The 25265-nt window shown below is 46.5% G+C and carries 26 protein-coding genes and 1 tRNA gene; 10 read left to right on the top strand and 17 right to left on the bottom strand.

What is annotated here, in order from left to right:
* Window positions 1-32: 32 nt before the first annotated feature.
* The gene (cmk, locus tag C504_RS0108910) at window positions 33-668 is read right to left on the bottom strand and encodes a (d)CMP kinase (protein WP_018688987.1); all 636 of its coding nucleotides are present in this window, start codon (window positions 666-668) and stop codon (window positions 33-35) included.
* Window positions 668-2023, bottom strand: a complete 1356-nt coding sequence (gene aroA / locus C504_RS0108905; RefSeq protein ID WP_018688986.1) for a 3-phosphoshikimate 1-carboxyvinyltransferase — start codon at window positions 2021-2023, stop codon at window positions 668-670. The genes cmk and aroA overlap by 1 nt, the downstream gene beginning before the upstream one ends.
* A 265-nt stretch (window positions 2024-2288) precedes the next feature.
* Between aroA and C504_RS0108895 the strand changes: the two genes are divergently transcribed.
* The 3 genes from C504_RS0108895 (at window position 2289) to C504_RS0108885 (ending at window position 4105) form a co-directional block, all read left to right on the top strand.
* Window positions 2289-2738 (top strand): TIGR02300 family protein, encoded by a 450-nt coding sequence (locus tag C504_RS0108895; RefSeq protein ID WP_018688984.1) that lies wholly within the window; start codon window positions 2289-2291, stop codon window positions 2736-2738.
* A gap of 136 nt (window positions 2739-2874) precedes the next feature.
* Window positions 2875-2950, top strand: a tRNA-Ala gene (locus tag C504_RS0108890).
* Between the two features lie 222 nt (window positions 2951-3172).
* Window positions 3173-4105 (top strand): PHP domain-containing protein, encoded by a 933-nt coding sequence (locus tag C504_RS0108885; protein WP_026317340.1) that lies wholly within the window; start codon window positions 3173-3175, stop codon window positions 4103-4105.
* A gap of 82 nt (window positions 4106-4187) precedes the next feature.
* Here C504_RS0108885 and C504_RS0108880 read toward each other — a convergent pair whose 3' ends face one another.
* From C504_RS0108880 to C504_RS0108840, 9 genes are all read right to left on the bottom strand, one after another.
* Complete coding sequence (locus C504_RS0108880; RefSeq protein WP_018688982.1) at window positions 4188-5249, bottom strand: ABC transporter ATP-binding protein; 1062 nt, start codon at window positions 5247-5249, stop codon at window positions 4188-4190.
* A complete protein-coding gene (locus C504_RS0108875; RefSeq protein ID WP_018688981.1) occupies window positions 5246-6082 on the bottom strand; it encodes an ABC transporter permease subunit in 837 nt (278 codons plus the stop codon). Before C504_RS0108875 ends, C504_RS0108880 begins: the two co-directional genes overlap by 4 nt.
* The gene (locus tag C504_RS0108870) at window positions 6070-6990 is read right to left on the bottom strand and encodes an ABC transporter permease (RefSeq protein WP_018688980.1); all 921 of its coding nucleotides are present in this window, start codon (window positions 6988-6990) and stop codon (window positions 6070-6072) included. The genes C504_RS0108875 and C504_RS0108870 overlap by 13 nt, the downstream gene beginning before the upstream one ends.
* A gap of 76 nt (window positions 6991-7066) precedes the next feature.
* Window positions 7067-8164 carry an ABC transporter substrate-binding protein gene (locus tag C504_RS0108865; RefSeq protein WP_018688979.1) on the bottom strand — a complete coding sequence of 366 codons (1098 nt, stop codon included), beginning with the start codon at window positions 8162-8164 and terminating at the stop codon, window positions 7067-7069.
* A gap of 252 nt (window positions 8165-8416) precedes the next feature.
* Window positions 8417-9436 (bottom strand): LacI family DNA-binding transcriptional regulator, encoded by a 1020-nt coding sequence (locus C504_RS0108860; protein ID WP_018688978.1) that lies wholly within the window; start codon window positions 9434-9436, stop codon window positions 8417-8419.
* A gap of 115 nt (window positions 9437-9551) precedes the next feature.
* Window positions 9552-9896: a hypothetical protein gene (locus C504_RS0108855; RefSeq protein ID WP_018688977.1), complete on the bottom strand. Its 345-nt coding sequence runs from the start codon at window positions 9894-9896 to the stop codon at window positions 9552-9554.
* The gene (locus C504_RS0108850; RefSeq protein ID WP_018688976.1) at window positions 9893-10780 is read right to left on the bottom strand and encodes an NAD(P)-dependent oxidoreductase; all 888 of its coding nucleotides are present in this window, start codon (window positions 10778-10780) and stop codon (window positions 9893-9895) included. The genes C504_RS0108855 and C504_RS0108850 overlap by 4 nt, the downstream gene beginning before the upstream one ends.
* Window positions 10770-11291, bottom strand: coding sequence for a gluconokinase (locus tag C504_RS0108845; protein ID WP_018688975.1), 522 nt, complete (start codon window positions 11289-11291; stop codon window positions 10770-10772). Before C504_RS0108845 ends, C504_RS0108850 begins: the two co-directional genes overlap by 11 nt.
* Window positions 11292-12065: an SDR family oxidoreductase gene (locus C504_RS0108840; protein WP_018688974.1), complete on the bottom strand. Its 774-nt coding sequence runs from the start codon at window positions 12063-12065 to the stop codon at window positions 11292-11294.
* 95 nt (window positions 12066-12160) lie between these two features.
* Here C504_RS0108840 and C504_RS0108835 point away from each other — a divergent pair, with 95 nt between their 5' ends.
* Window positions 12161-13108, top strand: a complete 948-nt coding sequence (locus C504_RS0108835) for a 2-hydroxyacid dehydrogenase (RefSeq protein ID WP_026317339.1) — start codon at window positions 12161-12163, stop codon at window positions 13106-13108.
* A gap of 9 nt (window positions 13109-13117) precedes the next feature.
* On the top strand, window positions 13118-14152 hold the full coding sequence (locus C504_RS0108830; RefSeq protein ID WP_018688972.1) for an L-idonate 5-dehydrogenase: 1035 nt from the start codon (window positions 13118-13120) through the stop codon (window positions 14150-14152).
* Here the strand turns inward: C504_RS0108830 and C504_RS0108825 are convergent.
* The 3 genes from C504_RS0108825 to C504_RS17515 form a co-directional block, all read right to left on the bottom strand.
* The gene (locus C504_RS0108825) at window positions 14149-14571 is read right to left on the bottom strand and encodes a GlcG/HbpS family heme-binding protein (RefSeq protein WP_026317338.1); all 423 of its coding nucleotides are present in this window, start codon (window positions 14569-14571) and stop codon (window positions 14149-14151) included. The two genes, C504_RS0108830 and C504_RS0108825, sit on opposite strands and share 4 nt — an antisense overlap.
* A gap of 532 nt (window positions 14572-15103) precedes the next feature.
* Complete coding sequence (locus C504_RS0108815; protein ID WP_018688969.1) at window positions 15104-15454, bottom strand: hypothetical protein; 351 nt, start codon at window positions 15452-15454, stop codon at window positions 15104-15106.
* Between the two features lie 51 nt (window positions 15455-15505).
* A complete protein-coding gene (locus tag C504_RS17515) occupies window positions 15506-16555 on the bottom strand; it encodes a LacI family DNA-binding transcriptional regulator (RefSeq protein ID WP_018688968.1) in 1050 nt (349 codons plus the stop codon).
* Window positions 16556-16699: 144 nt separating this feature from the next.
* Here C504_RS17515 and C504_RS0108805 point away from each other — a divergent pair, with 144 nt between their 5' ends.
* Genes C504_RS0108805 through C504_RS0108795 form a run of 3 tightly spaced genes read left to right on the top strand, consistent with a single transcriptional unit; the run spans window position 16700 to window position 19411 of the window.
* On the top strand, window positions 16700-17134 hold the full coding sequence (locus tag C504_RS0108805; RefSeq protein ID WP_018688967.1) for a TRAP transporter small permease: 435 nt from the start codon (window positions 16700-16702) through the stop codon (window positions 17132-17134).
* Entirely contained in the window at window positions 17131-18411 is a 1281-nt protein-coding gene (locus tag C504_RS0108800; RefSeq protein WP_018688966.1) for a TRAP transporter large permease subunit, read from the top strand. The genes C504_RS0108805 and C504_RS0108800 overlap by 4 nt, the downstream gene beginning before the upstream one ends.
* Window positions 18412-18427: 16 nt before the next feature.
* Window positions 18428-19411, top strand: coding sequence for a TRAP transporter substrate-binding protein (locus tag C504_RS0108795; protein ID WP_018688965.1), 984 nt, complete (start codon window positions 18428-18430; stop codon window positions 19409-19411).
* A gap of 245 nt (window positions 19412-19656) precedes the next feature.
* Here the strand turns inward: C504_RS0108795 and C504_RS0108790 are convergent, their stop codons facing one another.
* Both C504_RS0108790 and C504_RS18315 read right to left on the bottom strand, forming a co-directional pair.
* On the bottom strand, window positions 19657-20277 hold the full coding sequence (locus C504_RS0108790; protein ID WP_018688964.1) for an outer membrane protein: 621 nt from the start codon (window positions 20275-20277) through the stop codon (window positions 19657-19659).
* Between the two features lie 98 nt (window positions 20278-20375).
* Window positions 20376-22661, bottom strand: a complete 2286-nt coding sequence (locus C504_RS18315; RefSeq protein ID WP_018688963.1) for a putative bifunctional diguanylate cyclase/phosphodiesterase — start codon at window positions 22659-22661, stop codon at window positions 20376-20378.
* Between the two features lie 327 nt (window positions 22662-22988).
* On the opposite strand from C504_RS18315, the gene C504_RS0108780 reads away from it, so the two are divergent.
* Together C504_RS0108780 and C504_RS0108775 are read left to right on the top strand one after the other, a co-directional pair.
* Window positions 22989-24371, top strand: a complete 1383-nt coding sequence (locus tag C504_RS0108780) for an aminotransferase class I/II-fold pyridoxal phosphate-dependent enzyme (protein ID WP_041951656.1) — start codon at window positions 22989-22991, stop codon at window positions 24369-24371.
* On the top strand, window positions 24368-24766 hold the full coding sequence (locus C504_RS0108775) for a response regulator (protein WP_018688961.1): 399 nt from the start codon (window positions 24368-24370) through the stop codon (window positions 24764-24766). Before C504_RS0108780 ends, C504_RS0108775 begins: the two co-directional genes overlap by 4 nt.
* 112 nt (window positions 24767-24878) lie before the next feature.
* Here the strand turns inward: C504_RS0108775 and C504_RS0108770 are convergent, their stop codons facing one another.
* Complete coding sequence (locus C504_RS0108770; protein ID WP_026317336.1) at window positions 24879-25250, bottom strand: response regulator; 372 nt, start codon at window positions 25248-25250, stop codon at window positions 24879-24881.
* Window positions 25251-25265 lie beyond the last annotated feature (15 nt).

Below are 25265 nucleotides of genomic sequence, written 5' to 3'. Positions count from 1 at the left end.
CCTTCCGACGCAGAATTGCGGTTTGAAGGTCGTCAATTTTTGATAGCTACAACATCTATGATGTTTTTGGCAGCTTCAAACGCCGCCTCTATAGTCATTTTTGACGTATCGAGCAAGTGCGCGTCTTTCGCTGGTTTTAATGGGCTGTCGGAACGCCCCATATCGCGTTCATCACGGACTTTTATATCGGCCAATATCTGGGCTTCATCGGCCTCATTTCCGCGCGCTAATATTTCATGAAAGCGGCGTTTTGCACGTACTTCTGGTGAGGCAGAAACATAAAGCTTCACGGGTGCGTCAGGGCATACAACGGTGCCAATATCACGCCCGTCCAGCACCGCACCACCAGCCAAGCTGGCAAATTCGCGCTGCTTTTCTACCAGTGCTTGGCGCACACGCGGCATAACCGCTATCTTTGATGCAGCTTCTCCAATTGCGTGAACGGCCAGCTCTTCACGCTTCATCGCGCCCAGATCAACGGCTTTGGCCGTTTGTGCGGCAATGTCTTCATCGTCAAGCGTCAGCCCTTTATCTAAAAGTGCTTTGGCAACCGCGCGATAAGAAAGGCCGGTATCAAGATGCTTAAGGCCGTAATGAGCTGCGATCTTTTGCGATAAAGTGCCTTTGCCCGATGCGGCTGGCCCGTCTATAGCAATTACTAGTCGCATTAATTTGTCACCTGAATATCTGCGCCTAAGCCGCGCATTAAATCCATAAATTCAGGAAAGCTCGTGGCAATCATTGTCGCGTCATCAATATGAACCGCTTTTTCAGATGCCATACCCATCACGAGGAACGCCATGGCAATCCGGTGATCAAGATGGGTTTCAACAACAGCCTGTGCGGACAGCGCACCAAGCCCTTTACCGCCAGGTGAGCCTTTTACAGTTAGTGACATTTCACCTTCATGACATTCAACGCCATTGGCTTCTAAACCGCGTGCGACAGCCGCAAGCCTGTCAGATTCTTTGACACGCAATTCGTCTAGCCCGTCCATGAAGGTTTCACCTTCTGCAAAGGCTGCCGCGATAGCAAGAACCGGATATTCGTCAATCATGGATGGCGCGCGTTCCGGTGGCACCACGACGCCCTTAAGGTTAGATGCTCTGACATGTAGATCTGCTACATCTTCGCCGCCCGCATCACGCATATTGATGATGTCAATTTGGCCGCCCATTTCCTGCAAGGTCGTAATAAGACCTGTACGCGTTGGGTTCATCAAAGCGTTTTCGATAATAATATCGGAGCCAGGTACAATCAGCGCGGCAACAAGCGGGAAGCCTGCAGATGAAGGATCGCCCGGCACTTCAATGGTTTGGCCATGCAATTCGCCTTGCCCGTGAATGTGGATGTGGCGCGTACCATCGGCATCTTCTTCAATTTCAATTTTCGCCCCAAAGCCTGCAAGCATTTTTTCTGTATGGTCACGCGTCATCACGGGCTCAATGACCGTTGTAATGCCGGGCGTATTCAGGCCTGCCAGCAAAACAGCAGATTTAACCTGCGCGGATGCCATTGGTACACGGTAGCTGATTGGATTAGCGGTGCGCGGGCCATGCAAGGTTATCGGGCAGCGGTCACCATCGGCGGCTTCCACTTGAACGCCCATTTCACGCAGTGGGTTCAGCACACGGCCCATAGGACGTTTTGACAAAGATGCATCACCGGTAAAAGTGGTTTTCATATTGTAAGTTCCGACAAGCCCCATGGTTAGCCGCGCGCCGGTGCCTGCATTGCCAAAATCAAATGGTTCTTCCGGTTCAAGCAAACACCCATTGCCTGTGCCATTGATAATCCATGTATCGCCTTCTTTACGAATTTGCGCGCCCATGGCCTGCATCGCACGGCCTGTCGCCAATACATCGTCGCCTTCTAAAAGCCCTGTGACACGGGTTTCACCAGATGCGAGCCCACCGAACATGAATGAACGGTGAGATATTGATTTATCACCTGGTACACGTGCTTTACCTTTAAGCGGCGGAGACTTGTGAGCCGAAGCTGGCTTGGGTGTATGATTGTGCATTTTTGACTCTGAGCTAATAGGCGGTTTTAAAATGAAACTAGGTGGCGATTATCATGACATTATGCGAAAATCACGCCTAGATGCCGCCAAACCTTCAAATAGTTTGCATATCACCTATAAAGATGAGCGATGTGAGAAGCATTTGGGCTTTGACTTAAAGCGTCTTTATCGGTATGCACCCCCGATCATCACGAAAATAATTTACGATGGATCCGGCATTTCGCTGTGAATCATGCGATAAAAGCAAGCATAACCGAGGTTTACATTGGCTAAAGCTGAACTTGGAACAAAACGTACTTGTCCTGAAACGGATAAGAAATTTTATGATCTCAACAAAGATCCGGTAGTTTCACCTTACACAGGTAAATCTTACCCGTTGTCATTCTTCGACTTGCCGACAGGCCCAAGCCGCGCAAAACCTGCGCCGCCAATTAAGGCCGTTCAACCTGCATCTGTTGAAGACGAGGACGAGGATGATCTAGAGTTGGAAGGCGCTGATGTCGTTTCATTGGAAGATGCCGATGAAGACGAGACAGGGGCAGACGACGCAAAGAACATGCCTGATCTCGGTGATAACACCGACGACGACATTGAAGACGTTGACATCGATGACGATGATGACGACGACACATTCCTCGCGGCTGATGACGACGATGACGACGATGACGTTACCGGCATTGTAAATGTTTCTGGCGACGACGACGACGACAGCTAATTATTGAAACATTATTTCGATAAACACTTGATATCGCCCGCATTGGGCGGTATCGGAAATTCCAGAATTTGTTTGCTTGATTATCTTTTTTAAATCCCAAGATCAGGCAAACCCGCAATAAGATTTATTGCGCTTTGGGGCCTTAGCTCAGCTGGGAGAGCGCTTGCATGGCATGCAAGAGGTCAGCGGTTCGATCCCGCTAGGCTCCACCAATTTTCTATCATGTCGCAACTTTAAGCTGCTGATTCATATAGATTTTTATTCTTCTACATTCCGGCTATCTTCAAAAGTTTGCAACCGAGCAACTTACCCTACAACGTAGCGCCGAACTTGTGTTCTCGTTCGCGAACTTGCTTGTTCGAGCAATCAACCGACTGTCATATGCGTATTACAATTAGAGAACAAAAGAGGGGAGTTAAACGATGGAGACGAAAATGATACCCAGCGCATTCACAGCGAGCGGCCAATTTTGGCGGGGCAATTTACATACACATTCGACAAATTCAGATGGTGTATTGGCGCCGGAGGAAGTTTGCCGCCGGTATCAAGCCGAGGGCTATGATTTTCTTGCCTTAACGGATCATTTTATAGGCCTTTATAACTATCCAATTACGGACACAGCTGCATTTAGAGGCGATGGCTTCACCACCATTTTGGGCGCGGAACTGCACTCTGGCGCGATGAAGAATGGCGAGTTGTGGCATATACTTGCCGTGGGTCTTCCTTCTGATTTCGCCGCGCCTAATTCTCCAGCCTTTAGTCCTGTGGACGGACAGGAAACAGGCCCAGAAATTGCACAGCGCGCGCGCGATGCTGGTGCCTATGTTGCTATTGCTCATCCACAATGGTCTGGTCTGACGATGGATGATGCGCGTTCGATAGACGCTGCTCATGCTGTTGAAGTATACAATCATGGCTGCGCGATGGGATGTGACCGTCCAGATGGTTTCCACACGCTGGATCTGCTTCTTAGCGAAGGCAAGCAGTTGAATTTATGCGCGACAGATGATGCGCATTTCTACGAGCCTGATCATTTTGGCGGATGGGTCATGGTCAAAGCTGAGAAGAATGAACCTGAGCAACTTTTAGCCGCATTAAAAAATGGCAACTACTATTCAACTCAGGGTCCAAATCTACATCATATTGAAATCAAGGATCGTCAACTTCACGTTGAGTGCTCTTCAGTTTCAGCCATTATCATCCAAGGTCAAGGATCTGCTGCCGTTGCAAAGCACGGCCATTCAATGACAAAAGGTCAGATCGGCCTTGGACGCTTTGACGCTTCACCTTGGATTCGCGTTACTATTATGGATGCGGCAGGCAAGAAAGCTTGGAGTAATCCGATATGGTGTGACGAATTCAAATAAACGAACGTGGATGAAGGTTGCCCGTTTTCTGAGATGGAACACGGGCAATTAACATCAACAATCGCAAATGATCGTGTCCAGTTTAAGCTGGTAGCGCGAGAATATCTGAGCTGGCGAAATAAACGGATGTTTTGTCACCAACATCTGGCAGCATCAGGCTTGGATTGTTGAACATATCAAATGATATTTCACGCCCTTCAACGTCCATTACGGCACGGATGACCGAGCCAAGAAAATTTATGCTGGTCACTGTACCATCGAGAGATACATCCTTTGCAGCATCAGGGACGATTGAAAAGGCTTCAGGGCGCAGTGCTAAAGAAACCATGCCGTCTGGTTTAACATGCTCGATAGGATCGTTCAGCTGTATTTTTTTGCTGCCGATTAGGACGGTGCCGTCATCTCGATTGTGAACTTTCGCATCAATGATATTGAGAGTGCCGACAAAGCCAGCGACAAAACGTGTCGCGGGCTTATTATAGATTTGATTGGGAGTGCCAATTTGGTCAGCGCGCCCCCCATTCATAACCACGATACGGTCAGAAATCGTCAATGCTTCTTCTTGGTCATGGGTTACAAAGACTGTTGTGATGCCAAGCTTTTTTTGAATGTCTCGAATTTCTTCACGCAGTGAAACACGAATTTTTGCGTCCAATGCAGAAAGCGGTTCATCAAGTAAAAGTACATCCGGCTTAGGCGCTAAAGCGCGTGCGAGAGCGACACGTTGCTGCTGGCCGCCAGACATTTCATAGGGGAAGCGGTTAGCCAGATGGGTAAGGCCAATAAGCTTGAGCATCTCTTCAACACGCGCTGAAACAGCCTGTTTTGTCATGCCTGAGATTTTTAGGCCAAAGGCAATATTGTCGAAAACACTCATATTTGGAAACAGCGCATAAGCTTGAAAGACCATGCCAATATTGCGCTTATTGGGGGCAACGTTTGTTACATCTTTGCCGCCGATTGTGATGCTGCCGCTTGAAGGCGTTTCAAACCCAACGATCATGCGCAGAACAGTCGTTTTCCCACAGCCTGATGGCCCAAGAAAAGAAACAAATTCACCCTTTTCAACAGCCAGATCAAAGCCTTTAACAACAGTGTTGGTGCCAAAGCTTTTGACGACATTGGAAATATTGACAAAGCTCATGCTTCAACTTTCTTATATAATTTAATGCTTAGCCTTGGAAACCAACGCGAACCTGGTTTTTTGACCGCAAATAGTTGCATGAGCGCCATACAGGCCCATGTGAAGGCAAAGGCCATAATTGCAAGGGCGGCGGGTTCGTAGGCACGGTCTTGACCAAGCTGAACAAGGTAAGGGCCAAAGGCGGGGCGGTTGAGCAGGCTTGCAAGGACGAACTCGCCCAGTGAGATTGAGAAGGTTAAAAATGCGCCCGACATGATTGCGCCGCGTACATTTGGAAAGATAACAAAAGCAATAGTGCGAATGCGAGAAGCGCCAAGGCTTTCTGCAGCTTCGGTGAGCGTTTTAATGTCAATGACGGACATGCCATTGTCTACAGCTCTAAACATATAGGGCATCGACATAACCACATAGCCAAAGACTAACAATAAGTTGGTGCCCTGGTCGCTGCCTGCTAATGGCAACCAAGAGTTAGAGCCAAAAACACGAATATATCCGAAAACCAAAACTACAGGTGGCACGACAAGCGGCAGCAGGCTGATGAACTCGATGACCGGTCTAATGTGGGGGAGTTTCAATCTAACCCAATAGGCCGTTGGCACGATGATAACAGTGCCAATAACAATTGCGCAAAGCGATGCAATGGTTGAAAATGTAATTGTGTCTATAAATATCGAACTGTTGAGCACTGAGCGATAAGAGGCAAAACTATATTCGCCGCGTGTCATCTTCAATGAAAACAAGAACGTGGCATACAGCGGCACGAGAAAATATAGCGCTGACATAAGCGCAATTAATGTTGGCATAATTGGAAAAGGTTTTTTCATTTTTGCCATCTTTCCGCGCGTGCCCGCAAGGTCAAATAAAGCGTATTTGAAATACCCATGATGATCACCATACCGAGCGCAACAGCATAGCCAAGATTTGGATTATAAAGCACATTCCCGCGAATTTGCTGGAACAGAACAATCGGAACCACATCAAAGCTGGAGCCGGTCAAAGCGTAAATCGTGGCCAAGGTTCCAAAGGCGTTGGCGAAAAGTAATAAAAAGCAGCCAAGAATAGAAGGCATTAACACCGGAAGTGCCACCAATTGCCAATATTGTCGGCGCGTTGCGCCAAGAGTTTCTGCCGCCTCTCTCCATTCTGCCTTTAGACCATCAAGCGCAGGTGTGATCATGAGAAACATCAAAGGCAGTTGAAAATACAGATAGGCGAGAGCAAGCCCAAAGAAAGAAAAAAGTGTAAAGCCAAGATCATTATAAATATTGATGCCAAATAAATCACGCATCAGGATTGTGACCAAACCTAAACGGCCCAAAGTTGCAATGAAAGCAAAAGCAAGCGGAACGCCAGCAAAGTTTGATGCAACGCCGGAAAAAGTCATAAAGGCATGGCGCACCCATTTTGGTAACCCGCCTAAGATAACAGCGCAGCCTAATAAAAGGCCGGAAAGAGCACCAATAAAGGCTGACACAAAGCTAAGTTTTATTGAGAGCAAGAAGCTGGCAACAATATTGTCGCTGCCCAAAGCGGCGATATTTGCGAATGTAAAGTCGCCGTCGGTATTTTGAAAAGCGCCAGTTATCAAATAAAGCACAGGGCCGATAAGAAACATCGCAGCAAAGAGAAAAAATGGCACAACGCCAAGCCATTTCAAGTCCAGTTTGACAAGGTTCTTTTTCGGGGGGGTTGTATGGCCAGTTTGCACGGCCTCATAGGGCATTGTGGCGTTAAATGACATTTTGAACTCGCTTGCGTAATGCAGTCGTGTAAATGGACGCCGAGCAGAAGTCGGCATCCAAGATTAACAAGGACGATTATTGAGCGCCCATTTCCGTTGCCCAAGTGTCAGCAACAACCGCTTTAGCCGCAGATTGCTCTTCGAGGCTTGGGAAAATCGCGTTTGCATAAGATGCAGCGTCGGGGAGTTTTTCCATGATGTCAGCTGGAATAACGTTGCGAGCATTCATATCGTTGAAACGGATTGGGTGACAGTAACCTTTTAGATATTCAATCTGACCTTCGTCAGAGTAAAGGAACTCCATCCAAAGTTTGGCTGCATTTGGGTGTGGTGCATAGGCTGAAATCGCCTGAACATAAACACCTGCAATGACAGCGTCAGTCGGGATCGTTACTTCAACGGGTGGGTTGCCAGCTAATTTGTCACGCATTGCAAGAATGTTGTAATCCCAGTCTGCAATGACGGGGGTTGCGCCTTGTGTTAAGTTTTGCGCGTTCCCGTTTGCTGCAACAAGATTGCCGCTTGCTTTTAGATCTTTATAGTAAGCGATGCCAGCAGTAGCTGCGTCGCCGCCAGCAGCTGCACCTGTTGATATGCCAGCGGCATAAACAGTCATCATTGTACTATTGCCAGTACGTGGATCACCCTGAAGAGATATAGAGTTTTTGAACTTAGGGTTTTTCAAGTCTGCAAAGCTTGTTGGGGCTTCAGGCACGAAGTCTTTGTTTGAACCAAGCGCAAGAACGCCGTAGTAATCACCATACCAAAAACCATCAGCATCTTTGGCTGAATCTGGAATAGAGTCCCAAGTTGAGACTTTGTAAGCTTGGATCAAGCCGTCTTTTTTCGCAGCAGGGCCAAATGATAGACCAACATCGATAACATCTGGAGCCTGAGGCCCAGTATTGTCTTTATTTGCTTTGATTGCTTCGATTTCGTCGCCCGAACTTGCATTGGGGTTAAGCTCGTTTACTTCTAAACCGTATTTGGCTTTGAATGCAGCGATAACGCCGCCATAGTTACACCAAGAGTGCGGTAGTGCGATTGTTGTTAACGTGCCCTCAGCCTTTGCTGCAGCAATAAGATCTTCCATATTGTCAGCATGTGCAACACCTGATGCTAAGATTGCCAGCGAGGTAGTTAGAGATAAAAATTTTGAAAACTTAAGAACCATTTTCTGCTCCAATGGATGTCAGCGATGTTAATAGTCACAGGTATTCCTGCTGCATGACATCTATATGAACGCGAGGATTCACACGGCTTTGCAAAGGGACCGTTTATTCTTAGAGGTGCGGGAGGTGTTATAAAAAGCGACGGCTTTCAATTAACGCAGGCCGATGGCCGTCTGTATAAAGCAATCCATCTCATCAAATGGTTTGAAAAGTAACACAGCGCGTTAGGATGCCATTTGGGCGAGACAAAAAGCTTAAATGGGGGTTGTGCTTTCGCGTACCAACAGCTTCGGTTTGCCCAGTATCAAATCCGATGGTTCAGAGTACCCTAGTCGATTGGCAACCAAGGCTGCTGTATATTTGCCAATGTTTTTTGCATCTACGTCAATCGTGGTTATGGTCGGGTTTGAGACTTCTGAAATATCGTATGCGCCAAACCCAGCTATGGCAATCTGCTCAGGCACTTGTATATTGTTTCGAATACAATGGCTGATCGCGCCGAACGCTGAGAGATCTGAAACACACATAACTGCATCTGTATCAGGCCATTTTTCCAAAAGTTTAGTAAGTGAAGTCACGCCTTCGCGCATTGTAACGGGCGGAGGGCCTTCAGAAACAATCCGTTGGCTGTCGATATCTAATTCATCTAGCCTTCTTACGAATCCGCGCCTGCGATCTAGGCCGCGTGTATCACGCATTTCATCGCCGCCGATAAAACCAATTTTTGTACGCCCAAGGCTAACAAAATGATCAACCATAAGCGAAGCTGCTGCCGCATTTGAAAATCCAATATGCTCATCAATGGGATCTTCAGGTTCGTCCCACATTTCAATTACGGGCACGCCAGCTTGTTTCAATAACCGCCTGCAGCGTTCTGTATGAGAACCGCCCGTTACGACAACGGCTTCAGGGCGGCGTTGCAGAAACTGTTCGACGAGGCGCTCTTCCTCGTCTTTGGAGTAATCGGTGTATCCGAGCAGGATTTGCAAGCCGCTATTGCGCAAGCCTTCACTCAGGCCTGTGAGTGTCTCTGCAAAATTTGCATTGTTTATTGAAGGGATTGTTACCGCGACAAACCCAGTTTTGTGTGACGCAAAGTTGGCAGCGTTGGTGTTCAGAACATAACCCAATTCTTCGGCTGCATTTTGTATGTTTTCGCGCGTTTTCTTGCCGACAGAAGTGTCTGGCCTGAGCGCACGCGAAACTGTCATAGGTGATACACCTGCCAGTTTCGCAACATCCAACATGGTGGGCAGTTTGGGTTTTGTAGCCATGATTTTATATAAATGGTACCTTCAACTATTATCAAGCAGTGAAACGCTTGCATTGTGGATTGCGCAATTGTGATTTTGTGAACTACAAATCATAAGCACAACCCACAGCGTTATTCTATTGCGTTGCTGAAACATTGAAATGGTTTGCTAACGTCACATGATGATGGATTACGCCGTCGAAGAATTTTTCAACCATTTTTCCAGTTTCTTCCTTAGAGGCATATCGCGCGGGGCTTTCCATGGCTTGTGCCATAGCGTCACGGTTCGGATAGCTGATCGCCAGAATTAATGGAAATTCCGGGGCGCCTTCGTCTCGCTCTTCAGAGAACATCACGCGGACTTCTTGGGCGCCGGTGAACTTTGTCCAAAGCGGCACAAGGTGTTCTTGCGCATAAGCGCGGAATGCCTCTGTCTGTCCATCTTTAATGGAGCCTTGAAATAAAGCGTAACGTGTAATCATGATAAGTTATCCTTGTTTGCGCCATTGAAGAATTCCATGACTGCAGCCTGATCTTCTCCGCCCAAGCCTGCAGCTGTGAGCATTTTATGAATTTCCATACATAGCGATGTCATCGGCATTGAGGTTCCAGTTTGCCGCGACAGGTCTTGAGCAAAAGCGAGATCTTTTACCATGTTGTCGATACGCCCCGTACGGCGATAATCTTTATTTGCAAAACGCGGCATATACTCCTGAAGGAGCGCGCTATCAGCGCGGCCACCGCGCAATGCAACGGGAATTTTCTCTGCATCTACACCTGCATCAAGTGCAAGCTGTGTTGCTTCTGCGACAGCTAAGAAACCGAGCCCACACAAAACCTGATTGATGATTTTCGTTGTTTGCCCCGCGCCACTTGGGCCCATATGTGTATAGTTAGATGCAACGTCTTTCAGACACTCATGCGCGCGTTTTACATTTTTTTCTGTGCCACCAGCCATCAATGTAAGTTCACCAATTAACGCTTTAGGTGCGCCGCCAGAAAGTGGAGAATCTACCCAAGCTAGGCCTTTTTCGTCTGCTTTCTTGGCAAACTCGCGTGTGTTTTCCGGATCAATTGAAGACATATCGATGAACACGGTTCCGGCTTTTGCACCGCTTGCAGCGCCTTTTTCACCGAAGGCAGCGATGCCAACAATTTTTGCAGCGTTGAGCGAAAAAATCACAAAATCGGATACGCTTGCGGCTTCAGCAGCACTCGTTGCCGCCGTGCCACCTTTTGCTACGAGCTCGTCGACTTTTCCCTTATCGAGATCAAAAACGCTTAGTTCATTTCCCATTGCCAATAAGCGAGTGCCGATTGCGCTCCCCATTGCACCAGCACCAATAAGCGCAATCTTATTTGCCATTCTTCTTCTCCCAATCTTCCCTGATCACATCAGCGATGTGTGTAATGATTTCCCGTTCCTGACCCGAGATATCAACCGAAATCGCGTTCTCTGTTTTGTTCGGCTCTTCTAATGTTGCAAACTGACTTTCCAGCAACTTAGCAGGCATGAAATGCCCTTGACGTGCGGCCATTCGTTCGCCGATCAGTTCTTTCGTGCCATTCAAATAAATGAACTTAACCGGCTCGCCTGCATTCGCAGTTATGACTTCTCGGTATGCTTTTTTGAGTGCCGAACACCCAACTAGACCGATGCCATTAATGCGAGCCAGTTCAGTTGAAACAATCTTGAGCCATGGCCATCGGTCATCGTCTTTCAGTGGTTCGCCACTTGCCATTTTGTCGATGTTAGATTGCGGGTGAAAATCATCGCCATCTATATATGTGCCACCGATTAAATCTGCGACACCTGCACCAATCGATGATTTCCCGCTTCCGGCAACACCCATTAAAACGTAAAGACGCTGTTTCATTTATAGTGACGCCGTGATGCCACCATCAACGAATAATGTGTGGCCATTAACAAAACTCGAAGCACTTGATGACAAAAAGATCGCCGCTCCCACCAGTTCATCAACATTGCCCCAACGGCCTGCTGGTGTGCGTTTTGACAACCAATCTGAGAATGCTGGATCTGCAACAAGGGCAGCATTAAGCGGCGTGTCAAAATAACCAGGTGCAATAGCATTGCATTGAAGCCCGTGTTTTGCCCAATCCGTTGCCATGCCTTTTGTAAGATTTCCAACTGCGCCTTTGGTTGCTGTGTAAGGCGCAATCCCTGGCCGAGCTAATGCTGTTTGAACAGACGCGATATTGATGATCTTGCCAGCGCCGCGCTTAATCATATGGTTCGCTACATATTTGCCGACCAAGAAGACACTGGTGATATTGGTTTTTAGAAGCAATTCAAATTTGTCTTCTGGGAAATCTTCAAGCGGAGTGCGGTGTTGCATGCCCGCATTGTTGATCAAGATATCAATGGAGCCTTGCTCGGCTTCAAATCCATCAATGGCACTGCGAACAGCAGCGCCGTCAGTTGCGTCGAAAGCCAACTCATAAACTTGTGCACCAGCTTTTTTCAACTCTTCTGCCGCCGCACTCAATTTATTTGCATCTCTGCCATTGAGTATAATTTCTGCGCCAGCTTCGGCCAAGCCTTTTGCCAGTGCAAATCCGATACCTTGGGATGAGCCAGTTATAAGTGCACGCTTACCATGCAGGTTAAAAAGTTCGATTCCACCAGCCACGTTTTTTTCTCCAAAGTTCAAATTTATCTCGACAAGTACGATTTGAGCAGTATATGTTATCGATAACAATTTGCAAGCGTCAACGGAACAAAATCATGAGTAAACCAGAAATTCTTCAAGTCGGCCCGTACCCTGAATGGGATGAAGGCCCACTCAATGAAGCATTCACAACGCATCGTTATTTTGAGGCTTCCGATAAGGTTGAGTTTCTTAAGCAGCATGGTCCCGCAATTAAAGGCATCGCAACGCGCGGAGAGTTAGGCGCAAACTGCGCTATGATCGAGGCGTGTCCAAATCTCGAAATAATATCTGTTTATGGTGTTGGTTATGATGCCGTTGACCTTGCTGCTGCAAAAGAAAAAAACGTGCGTGTTACCAATACGCCAGACGTGTTGACTAAGGATGTTGCGGATCTGGGTGTTGCAATGATGATGGTTCAATCACGTGGCATGATCGGCGCCGAAAGCTGGGTACGTTCAGGCAATTGGGAAAAGCAAGGCCTTTATCCGCTGATGAATCGTGTGCACGGCAAAAAAGCAGGAATACTAGGCCTAGGGCGCATCGGTTTTGAGGTAGGTAAACGCCTCGCCGGTTTTGATATGGACATTGCTTATAGTGATGTGGATGCAAAGCCATATGCTTCTGAATGGACATATATCAAAGATGCTGTGGCGTTGGCTGAACGTTCGGACTTTCTCTTCGTTACGCTGGCAGCATCTGCCGCAACGCGTCACATTGTTAACAAGCAAGTTATTGAGGCACTTGGTCCTCAGGGCATGGTCATCAATATTTCTCGCGCAGCAAATATCGATGAGGATGCTTTGCTTGATGCATTGGAAGCCAAAAAACTCGGGAGCGCAGCGTTGGATGTCTTCGAAGGTGAGCCAGCACTTAATCCGCGTTTTTTGAAACTTGATAATGTCCTTTTGCAACCTCATCACGCATCGGGAACGTTTGAAACCCGTAAGGCCATGGGCAAATTAGTAAGAGATAATCTAATTGCACATTTCAATGGCGATGATCTTTTGACACCGGTACTTTAAGGAAAAACCATGCGGGCAATTGTAGTTCACGGCGCAAAAGACTTACGCATTGAAGAAGCTGAAACGCAAATTCTTGGTGCAGGGCAGGTCGAAATTAAAATGGCAACGGGCGGCATCTGTGGTTCGGACTTGCACTATTATAATCATGGCGGTATCGGCGAAACCATACGTCTCAAACAACCAATGGTGCTTGGACATGAAGTGTCCGGTTATATCAGTGCGCTTGGTGATGGTGTTAGCAATCTTGCTGTTGGTGACCTTGTTGCTGTGTCGCCTTCGCGTCCTTGTTTTTCCTGCCAGTATTGTCAAAAAGGGCAGCATAATCATTGCGAAAGCATGCGCTTCTATGGCTCAGCAATGCCGTTTCCTCATATTCAGGGCGCATTTCGTGAGGTTTTGGTTGCAGAAGCTTGGCAATGTGTAAAAGCCGATAATTTGTCACCAGGTGAAGCTGCTATGGCTGAACCTTTAGCCGTTTGTTTGCATGCCACGCGGCGTGCCGGTGAAATGATCGGCAAGCGCGTTCTAGTCACTGGTAGCGGCCCCATCGGCACGCTTTGCGTACTGGCCGCGCGTGCGGCAGGGGCAACTGAAATAGTCGTGACCGATTTAACGGATGAGGCTTTAGCATACGCACAAAAAATAGGTGCGGACCGCACTGTGAATATGATTAAAGAGCCGGACGTTATGAAGCAGTACCAAGCAGGCAAGGGTTACTTCGATGTTTTGTTTGAATGCTCAGGTGCGGCTCCGGCTCTCGCGGCAGGCGTAGCAGCGATGCGACCGCGCGGCGTAGTTTTACAGCTTGGGCTTGGCGGAGACATGAATGTGCCGATGCAGATGCTGACAGCAAAAGAGCTCGATTTGCGTGGCTCGTTCCGCTTCCATGAGGAATTTGCGGTTGGTATCAAAATGATGCAGCAAGGTCAGATTAATGTGAAGCCCCTCATCTCTCACACGTTCTCGCTTGATCAAGCCATCGATGCATTTGAGATCGCCAGTGACCGCACAAAAGCTATGAAGGCGCAAATCAGTTTTTCTTAAAAAACGGTTTGCGCGCCAATAGCGACCAAGGCGGCTGCGGCAACTTCGATGTCCTGTTCACCTGTGCCGGAACCAACACCGATGGCGCCAACCAAATCGCCATCGATAATTATGGGAAGTCCGCCTGGTAAGCCAGTCACCTTGCCGTCTGTTGCAAGACCAATTTGAACGCGAATATGATCAGGTATGTTTATCGAAGGGGCGCCTATAGAGGCGGCTGTCAGGGCTTTGGCAGCGGCACTTTTACGGCTTAAATACTTTGCGCCATCCATACGAATTTCACCGAGCAGCTCGCCACTTGTATCGACGATAACGATACATTGAGGTTGCTTCATCTTTTCTGCGGCATTGACTGCTGTTTTTAATAACAGCATCGTGGCGCTGTGAGTAAGGTAGGGTTTTTGTACAGTAAAATTCATAGCAAAAAGTCTTTAACATATGAGTAATTGTTACCGATAACAATTGCACGAAACGCGGGTTAATACAAAAGGAAATATGGATGTTATTTTTCGAGGCTACTGATCCAAAATTCAATACATATTCTGGCAGCGCAAAGACTTCCTTTGATCCTACTCGCGCTTTTTTCCGATTCAGAAACGCAGTAGAGAATCCAATGAACGGTAATCAAAGGGCATTAGGTTCAACGACAAAACAAACTAATCTTTTTTTACAACTGCCGCTTAGTTTCTTGAGCCTTGAGTTAACTGAAAGGTCTAATAAAGGTTGGTAAAAGTGGTTGCTACCAATACAATTACAGAACTGAACTAGGTAATGCAGGCGTGAGGCTCTGAGGGGCTAAGCTACTTTCGCTGTTTTCACAGATATCAACTCTCCATTGAGCTCCCTATTACACTTATAGGGCGTGTCATCTACGTTTAATAAGCCCCAAATACAATAATACGAATGCATCGCGTGTTTTTAACCTGAGCTTAAAACGCGCTTACTCTGCTCTCACCCAGCAGTTGCGATAAGTGCTTCGTGATTATGCGATTCCGTCACGTGATGATGAACTCGCCCTTCGAAGTAGGTACTCAAAATTTCTTCAGTTATCATTTTGGCTTTCTCGCGCTCAGGACTTTCGAGCGCAATTGTCATACATTTTATATCACTATACGTGACGGCCATAATGATAGGAAACTGTGGCGCTCCTTCGTCTTGAAACTCGGAAAACGAAACGGTGAGGTTTAACACATTCGGCATTTGCCTTAATTGAGGAACAGCCTTGCTTAAGAATGCCTCGCGGAAATCTTCTAGTTCGTCGTTCTTAACGGTGCCTTCAAAAAGTGCATAACGCGTAATCATAAAATAACTCAGTGTTTGAAAGTAAGATAAGTGGATTTCGAGCGCAAAAGTTTATCCAGTTGTTCCCGATAGAATGTGTAATTTAGTTGGCGGAATCTTCTCCGGCTTTTTGCCGTCTAGTATAGCGCGGAGTGCTACACCTGCTGTTGTTCCGATCGCGCGCCTGTCCATACTGATTGTGGTCAGTTGTGTTTGAACCGTGTTCAAGCGAGAGGTGCCATTAAATCCCAACACGGAGACTTCATCTGGAACCTTGATGCCGTATTTTAACAAGGCACGTAAGCCACCCAATGCCATCGAATCATTTAAGAAGAATATGGCATTAGGCTTGTATCCTGATGAAATCATTTGATTGACGAGTGTTTCACCCGACGCAGCTTGCCGAGGGGATGCTTCATCAACAAAGCATTCTAAGGCAATGTTTTCCTCTGCAAGCCGTTCGCGAAAAGCCTCAAGACGCAGACGTGCACAAATATCCTTTGAAAGCTCGGCACCAACATAAGCAATTTTATTTAGGCCACTTTTCAAAAAATGCTCAGCAGCTATTCGGCCAGCCTGCAAGTGTGATGGTCCAATCGTAGCGTCGCCGAAAGGGTTGTCAGCGTCCCACAATTGTAAGATTGGCGCAGGATAGCGCTTGAGTAATTTTTCGGCGCTAATTGATCGTTCTATGCCGCCAGTAACTATTAATGCAGCGGGTCGAAGTGACATGATCATTCGAATTTGCCGCTCTTCTATTTGCCCACTGAAATTGCTCTCTGAAATTAGGAGCGTTAATCCGGCCTCAGTAAGGCTATCGCTTAATGCGCTGATGATCTCTGAATAGACGCTATCTGAAATTGACGGAATCACGATACCGACTGTGGTGTTCTTTTTCGCACTTAATGCGCCTGCGATACCATTGGTCACATAGCCTAAGGCTTCAGCCGATGCTTTTACGCGGGCGCGAGTATCTTTAGAAATGCTTCCTACACCACGTAGAACTTTTGAAACTGTCATCGCGCTAACATTTGCGTGACGCGCCACATCAGCCAGCGTCGCATGCTTAGCTGTTGGAAAATTGGCGTCGGCCAAATCAATCTTATCTTTCTCGTTTTTCATAGCTTGACTCAAATAAAGGTTATCGATAACTTTGAGGTTATCGATAACCTTTATTGTCTATATTTTTAGTGTTGGCAACTTAATTACGGTTTGGGAGGACCTCCTTTGTTATTGAGAGTGATATGGCGATCAGTTGATCTAATAATGGCCTCGCTTCTCTTCGCGATGATTGTGCTCGTTTTTACGAATGTCGTCATGCGATATGGTTTTTCTTCCGGCCTGCGCCCATCCGTGGAGCTCTCTCGGCTTGGTTTTGTTTGGCTTGTGATGGTTGGGGCCGCCGTGGTGCTCCGGCGCAACGAACATCTCGCGGTGTATGAGTTTTCAGTTGCAGTCATGCCGCGATTGGTACCTATTTTGCGCCGCTTGGCTTACGTCGTCATATTGATCTCAATGCTCATGTTGTTTTGGGGTGCGTTCAAACAGATGAATGCCAATTGGAATAATATTTCTCAGCTAACAGGCCTGCCTTCTTCACTGTTTTATTTAGCGGGTGTGATTTCTGGTGCTCTGATGAGCTTCATCGCCATCGTTCGCATTTTCAATCCAGCAATGTTGCTTGACGAGGAATTACAATGACACTCGCTCTCTTTCTTGGCGTCCTAATTGGGTCGATCCTTTTAGGCTTGCCTGTTGCTTTTGCTCTACTTCTGTCTGCAATGGCGCTAATGCTTCAGATGGATTTGTTCAGTGCAGATATTCTAGCGCAGTCACTGATAAACGGTGTTGATAGCTTCCCTCTTTTAGCCATTCCGTTCTTTCTGGTGGCCGGTGAGGTGATGTCATCGGGCGGTTTGTCCAAGCGTATTGTTGACCTTGCCATGACCCTCGTTGGCCATCGCCAAGGTGGTCTTGGATATGTTGCTATTTTTACGGCAGTGCTTTTGGCGGGCCTATCTGGTTCAGCCGTAGCTGACGCCGCTGCGCTCGTCAGTATGCTATATCCGATGATGCGCAAGGCAGGTTATCCCGAGGGCCATTCGGTCGGCTTGCTGGCTTCAGGCGGTATCATTGCACCGGTAATCCCGCCTTCTCTGCCTCTGATCTTGATTGGAGTTGCAGGTAATATTTCAATCAAAAATCTGTTTCTTGGCGGCATTGCTCCAGGCTTGATGATGGGCGCTGTATTGATTTTCGTTTGGTCTCGGTTGATGCGCAAGGAAAAGCTGGAAACTATGCCAAAGGCGTCAACGGCACAGCGGGTAGATGCTTTTCGCAAAAGTATTTGGGCTTTGTTTCTCCCGATAATTATTGTTGGCGGCATTCGCTTTGGTGTGTTTACACCGACCGAAGCGGCCGTAGTTGCAGCTGTATATGCGATATTTGTATCCACCGTTATTTACCGTGAGATGACCCTTTCTGGATTTGTGGGTGTTCTTATTAATGCGGGACGATCAACAGCTATGGTTATGTTCCTCGTTGGTTGCGCAATGGTAGCTGCATGGCTCATCACGGTAGCGCAATTACCTCAGCAACTTGCTTCAATGCTTGGACCGCTCATTGAGTCGCCGCGTCTCTTGATGGCAGTCATCATGATCATTGTTCTGCTCATTGGCATGGTAATGGACTTGTCGCCGACCATTTTGATTTTAGTGCCGCTGCTAATGCCAATCATCAAAATGGCAGGCATTGATCCTGTCTATTTTGGTCTCATGTTTGTCATCAATACATCAATTGGTCTGATAACCCCTCCGGTTGGGACCGTCCTGAATGTGGTTTGCGGTGTCAGCCGTGTACCCATGTCAGTCGCCGCGAAAGGCGCACTGCCTTTCATAATAGCTTACATGTTGCTCTTAGCCGTCTTTATTGCGGTGCCGAGCATCATCATTGTTCCGATGAAATGGTTCATCGGATAACTTCTGGGAGAGTAAAATGAAAAAAATATTGAAGACGCTCGGTGTCGCGTCACTAATTGCGGTTGCATCCGTTGGTAATGTATGGGCTGAAGTAACGCTGAAGCTTGCGCATGCTGCACCTGAAACAGACCTACAGCAGGACTTTTCAGTGTTTTTCAAAGAAGAGGTTGAAAAACGTACAAACGGCGAAGTCAAAGTTGCAATTTTCCCGCAAGGACAGTTGGGTAATGACGCAGCGATGATTGATGGTACACGTTCAGGTATTATCGACATTTTCATGGTTGGCTTGAACAACCTTTCAGGTTTGATGCCAGAATCTGCGGCCTTCACATTGCCATTCATGTTCCCTGAACGTGAGACTGCATACAAAGTGCTTGATGGAGAAGTTGGCACAAATTTGCGTATGCAGATGAAAGATTTTGGTCTTATTGGTCTTGGATACCCAGAAAATGGTTATCGCAATATGACAAACAATCGCGGACCAATAGCAACACCTGCGGACGTTAGCGGCCTTCAGATGCGGGTTAACAATTCTATAGCACTAAACGATATGTTTGCTGCGCTGGGTGCGAACCCACAGCAGATACCTGTTGCAGAACTATATACTGCGCTAGAAACGGGTGTTGTCGATGCGCAAGACCACCCGATCGGTGTAACATTGTCTTTCAAATTCTACGAAGTTCAAAAATATCTCTCTTTGACACAACACGCATATGCGCCTCTTGCTGTGGCAATGAACCTAAACAAATACGAAGGCCTGACTGCAGAACAGCAAGCAACAATCATGGAGGTTGCGAAAGAAGCAACTGACATGCAACGCAAACTTTCTATTGAGAAAGAAGATGAAATGATTGCTGATCTTGAAAAGAATGGAATGGAGGTTAACCGCGACGTTGATGGCGCAGCATTCCAAGCAGCTGTGACGCCTGTATGGGACGCCTTTATCGCAGAAAATGGCGATACGCTGATCAAAGCAATCAAAGCTGCATCAGCAGAATAAATTTATATTGATCTAGCATTTATACCCAGCGGTTAGTTTCGCTGGGTATTTTTATGTGGGCTAACCAAGGTAAATACGGAGCGCTGCAACGAAGCGGAAATAGTGTAGATCTTATCAGTTTGATGAGGAAAAAATTCGACAATCAAACATCATCACCCTTAGTCGCACAATTGTTTTTCGCATGGATAAGAGCGATTCACATCTTGGCAAAAGATAGCCTAAAGTCACTTAAGCAAGATCATAAATTAGAATTTATAACCAAGGCGGAACGTATATGTGTTCATTGATGCATTGATGTCGACAGGCAAAGGTAGATCCGCAAAGTCATCGAATTCATGACGTTGATACTGTACGCCAGCATAGAGGTTTTCCGTCAAACCAACATCCAAGCCTGCGCCATAGACAAGTCCAATGTCGCGGCCCTCTAATATCGTATTTGGAGATGTTGTATTGCCCATTGCGCCGCCAATAAATGCATAGCCGTGAAACCTGTCGATTGCATAGCCTAAACGCGCTGTAACCGACCACATATCTTCAATCGTAACCTGATCACCGTCTCTAAACATAGTGTCGTATTTTTGGTACGAACCTTCAATACCAGCAACAAAATTGCCCATTTGATGGCTGTAACCGATAAAGGCGCCATATACGTCGCCATCACCTTCTGCAGCCGCATAAACCGTGCCGCCTGGCAAAACCTGTTCGTCAGATTGTGTACCATAGCCCGCAATGACACCGACATTAAAGCCGGACCAAGACCAGCGCTGGTCAAAATTAGCATCTGCTAGAGCAGATTGGCTATCTGCAGCTGCTGCGGAGCCTGTAGATAAGGCGGCGATGAGAAGGCCATACTTTAAAATATGCATAATCTTGTTCCAAATAGAATTCCTTGGACACAAAATGAATGAATATGGTTTCCAAACCATTAATTACGGTATCTAAGAATTAGATAACGCATTTAATGTTACGCAGCGGTATTACCTTTTATAGTTGCTGGAGAGCGTGTTGAAATTGCTTCAGAGAACGTGCGCAACAAAAATGCAGGTACTTCACTAACTGGAATAGGTTTAGAGTAATAATAACCTTGCGCCTGATCGCAGTGGATCGTTTTCAAGAACTCAACATGTTCTCGTGTTTCGACACCTTCAACAGTGATGTCGATATTAAGATTTTCACCCAACGCAGAGATGGCATAAACAATTGCTTTTCGATTTTCGTTCTCCTCCATCCCCATAAGAAACGATTTATCGATTTTTAGTCGATCAAATTTGAAGCGGGTCAAATAACCCAAACTTGAATACCCTGTTCCAAAATCATCCATTGCGATACTGACACCCAGTGCCCGTAATCCGTTGAGTTTGGTGACCGTTTCACCATTATTATCAATTAGAATGCTTTCGGTGATTTCAACTTCAAGTCTTGATGGCGTGATACCCGTTTCTTCAAGGACTTGTCTTACATCGCCAACGATATCCGAGCGCATGAAGTGCATGCCTGAAATGTTGACCGCGACTTTTACATCTTCCGGCCATGTAAGTGCAGTGTTACAGGCTGATTTTATTGACCAGCGCCCGACATCAACGATCAAGTTTGATTGTTCGGCAATAGAAATAAATTCATCTGGAGACAAGCGACCGCGAATTGAATGGTTCCAACGGATCAAAGCTTCCATACAGGCAACGCGCCCGCTTTGCGTGCTGATCATCGGCTGGAATTTCATTTCAAATTCATTATCGCTTAAAGCCTGACGCATTTCTTGTTCGAGCATTCTGCGTTCGCGCTGTTCGAAATCCATCTGGGCTTCAAAATAACGGAAGACACCGCGTCCGTCATCTTTGGCGCGATACAATGCCAGGTCGGCATTACGCAATAATTGTTCGCGCTGCGTGCCATGTATTGGTGCCATCGCAATGCCAACACTTAGACCTATATAAAGGGTCTCGTTTTCAACTTCATAAGGTTCAGAAACAATTTGAATGATGCGCGCTGCCAATTTGGCAACGAAAACGGGGTCATTGGTTTCCTGCACGAGTACTGCAAACTCATCGCCGCCTAGACGACCAACAACATCTTTGTCCCGCAACACAGAGCGAATACGATTCGAGGCCTCTTTCAGCAATGCATCGCCGACATGGTGACCATAGGAATCGTTGACGAGTTTAAATTTATCAAGATCAAGAAACAGTAAAGTAAACGGTGTCGCATATCGCTCAAGGCGGCGCACCATCACATCAATTTCCTTATAAAGGCTTGTCCGGTTGTGTAATCCGGTCAAACCGTCAACTATCGCCATCTCGACTATTTTTTCTTCAGCCAATCTAGCCTTTGTGACATCTGCACAAACGCCGGCAAAACCTCCAAAGGAGCCATCATTTCGTGTGATCGTGCGTCCAGAAAATGAAACCCAGTGTTTGCCGTCTTCAAGATCAATTCTTAATCCTAAGTCTTCAAAATCTTGGCGGGCAGCCAGCACTGAAGATAGGCTACCGCAACTATCTGGATCAAAATCACCAAGCTTAATACTTGTGGCTGTGTCAGAGAATGCGCTGTTTACTGTGCTAAGGAAACTACGTAAATTATCAGAAGCACGTTCCAAATACCCATTTTCATCTGTTGCCCAGAACCAATCATGCCCTGTTTCTTCAAAGCGGTTTAAAAGCGCGTTGGATATTTCAGCTTCTTCATTGCTGTTAAGCTCATTTATGCACCGCGTAAAAAACTCTTTCGATTGCTGTAAAACCATTGCTGGAACGAGCGTGTAATAGGCAACGATAAGGCCGATCACATGAACAAGGCTAATGACTTCAGGGCGGCTAAAAAGGCCTAAAGCCAGGAAGATTCCGCTAACGGCAATGAAGGTTAAGCTCGCCTGAGGAACGGATCGATAACAAAATGACGTGATAAGTAGTGTACCGCCTAAAATCATACCGCTAACAAAGAGGTCAGTGCTATCGGCACTAGAAATTACCAAGTAACACATGCCGCCCCAAAGGACGCCATGCACGCCAGCACGTAACACGAGACGCTTAATGATTTTTACGCTGGCTTCTCTACGTGTTTCTTGTTGGCGCGCGACAAGGTAAGCGCGCAGCGCCATAAACTGATAAACAAAAATGAATGCAGATACGATCAAAGCAACTTGAACGACAGATGTGCCTTGCATCATATTCGTCAGCAAAAGCACTGATAAAACTGCGCCTACCGTTCCAATTGGAACCATCTCCAGTAAGCCGTTTAGTTGGCTAGCCATGAGTTGGCGCCGACGCTTACTGTCAATGCAATAAGGTGCAATCATACTTTGTAGCTTTGACTTATAGTTGCTATATATATTCATCGTCTCACCATCATAATAAAGCGACACTATAATAGTGGTGTTAACTCAGTGTTTCTTTTGGCTGACGTTAAGTTAGAATTTTATACATTTCTCGATTATGATTAACGAATGGTTGCAAGTAACTGCTCGTTTTTATCTAACGTAGTGAATTTCAGTTTACCTCAATTTTTATCATTGTTTTCAGATGTTTATCCTATGCTTTAGCAATATAATAAAAGTGGGCAAATAAAATTGGGCAATATGATGGAAAATAATTCTAAAAAAATAACAAGCGAAGCATTGCAGGGAAGCTTACGTGATTATCGCGCTTTCACAGGTACTGACATAATTCACCGTACGGATGGATTTTTTGATTGGCAGGAAATTCGCCGCGCTTCGGACCTTTGGCCTTATGCTAAGTCAACAGCGACAGCGCCAAAAACACATTGTGAAGCAAAAAATGATGATGGTTCATTGGTCAAAGGCGTCAATTTCGCTTCCCAAGATTATTTGAGCTTATCGTCGCATCCTGATGTAAAAGAAGCTGCAATCGAAGCGATTAAAGAGTACGGCGTACATAGCGCTGGTTCAGCGGCTCTTCTTGGAAATACACGTCATTCATTGGCTCTTGAAAAACGTATTTCTGAATTTCTCTATGATCGCGAAACTGTTCTTTACCCAACAGGCTGGTCAGCTGGTTATGCTGCTATTCAGGGTTTTGTTCGCCCTGATGATCATGTTGTACTTGATATTCTCGCGCATTCTTGCCTCCAGGAAGGTGCACGTGCATCAACACGGAACATCCATTTCCATGGTCATTTGAACTTGCGCGCTTTGGAGCGTCGTCTTCAAAAAATCCGTGCAGTCGATAAAGATAATGGTATTTTGATTGTCACTGAAAGCTTGTTCTCAATGCATTCAGATACACCGGATATCGGTTCAATCCGTGCATTGTGCGACGAATATGAAGCAACGCTTTTGGTCGATTGTGCACATGACTTCGGTTCAATGGGCGATGATGGCCGCGGCCACATGGGGCTTCAAAATGTATTGCAAGACGTCGATATTATTATTGGAAGCTTCTCGAAAACATTTGCATCTAATGGTGGGTTTATTTCTGTCAAAGATCGCGCAACCGCTGAGTACTTAAAATATTATTCAGCAACACAGACATTCTCAAACGCCTTGTCTCCAGTGCAAGCCGCAACAGTACTGACTGCATTGAACATTGTCGATAGCGCTGAGGGTACAGCCCGTCGTCGCAAGCTGATGGACAATATTCTCTACATGCGCGCTGAAATGGGCAAAGTAGGCTTGGAAACACTTGGTGATCCATCTGCTATCGTTCCAGTACGTGTTGGTGCTGAAGGCCTTGCTCGTATTGCATCACGCGATTTGAGCAATCTTGGTGCCATTGCAAACTTGGTGGAGTACCCAGCTGTACCGCAGGGAGGCGCACGCTTCCGTGTGCAGGTAATGTCTGATCACTCATTCGCTGATGTTGATGAGCTGGTACAACTCATGCTCAAAGCAATGCGTAGCGGCGAAAAAGAATACTTGATGCTTTGTGATCAACATCCATCTCTTATTAAATCACGTTTCGGCAATACGGTAGATGCTGACGCTAGTGTACGGAACGCAGCATGATTGGGTTTCGCCAACCAAGACTTCTAGCAATTGACGATGATGTGTCATCGGCTGAATTGATCGTTCGCGTTGCCGAACGTTGTCGATACGAAGCCTTTGCTACATCTGACTCTCGCGGGGTTTTGAATTTGGCGAGTGCATTAGCACCGGATGTTCTTTCAATTGACATTCGTATGCCAAATCTTGATGCAAATGATCTATTGATCCTATTGGCAAATGCAAAATACGCTGGGAAAATACTCATCATCTCGGGACAAGAACCCGAGATACTTGAGGAAACGCGGGTTAAAGCAATTTCACTGGGATTAAATGCTCCTTTTGCGTTGCAAAAGCCGATTGAGATTGCACAATTGCGTATGACTTTACTGTCGGAAGAAATGAGTGCCGCAGCATAGTGACGGTATGATTGATCCATCAGGCAGACAGCCAATATTACAACAGTAAAAAAGGCCTGATAAATTTTATCAGGCCTTTTGTTTGATGCTTATCAGAAAAGATAAGTTGGTATTATTGGACCAAAAGCGCGCGGTTCATTTTAATGAGCAATCTTGGCAGATCGACCGGCTTAGTATCAAAGTCAATACAGCCAGCTTCCAATGCGCGCGTCCGGTCTGTTTCAAAAGCACTCGCCGTCAAAGCGATGATCGGAATGTTTGTCGTAGCAGGGTTGGCTTTAATCCTACGTGTGGCCTCACAGCCATCCATTTCTCCAAGCCCTATGTCCATCAGTATGATGTCAGGGTTAAATTCTACAGCACCTTCAACGCCGGATGGGCCGTCGACGGCGTAACGAATTGTGTACCCCCGTTTTGAAAGACGCCGCCCGATAATGTCTCGGTTAACCGGATGGTCCTCTACAATTAGTACTGTTGTGCTCATAAAATTACCCTGTCT

The sequence above is a fragment of the Ahrensia kielensis DSM 5890 genome (genome assembly GCF_000374465.1).
Taxonomy (GTDB): domain Bacteria; phylum Pseudomonadota; class Alphaproteobacteria; order Rhizobiales; family Rhizobiaceae; genus Ahrensia; species Ahrensia kielensis.
The sequence above is the reverse complement of the archived record's forward strand: the minus strand, read 5'-3'. Positions and strand labels throughout refer to the sequence as shown.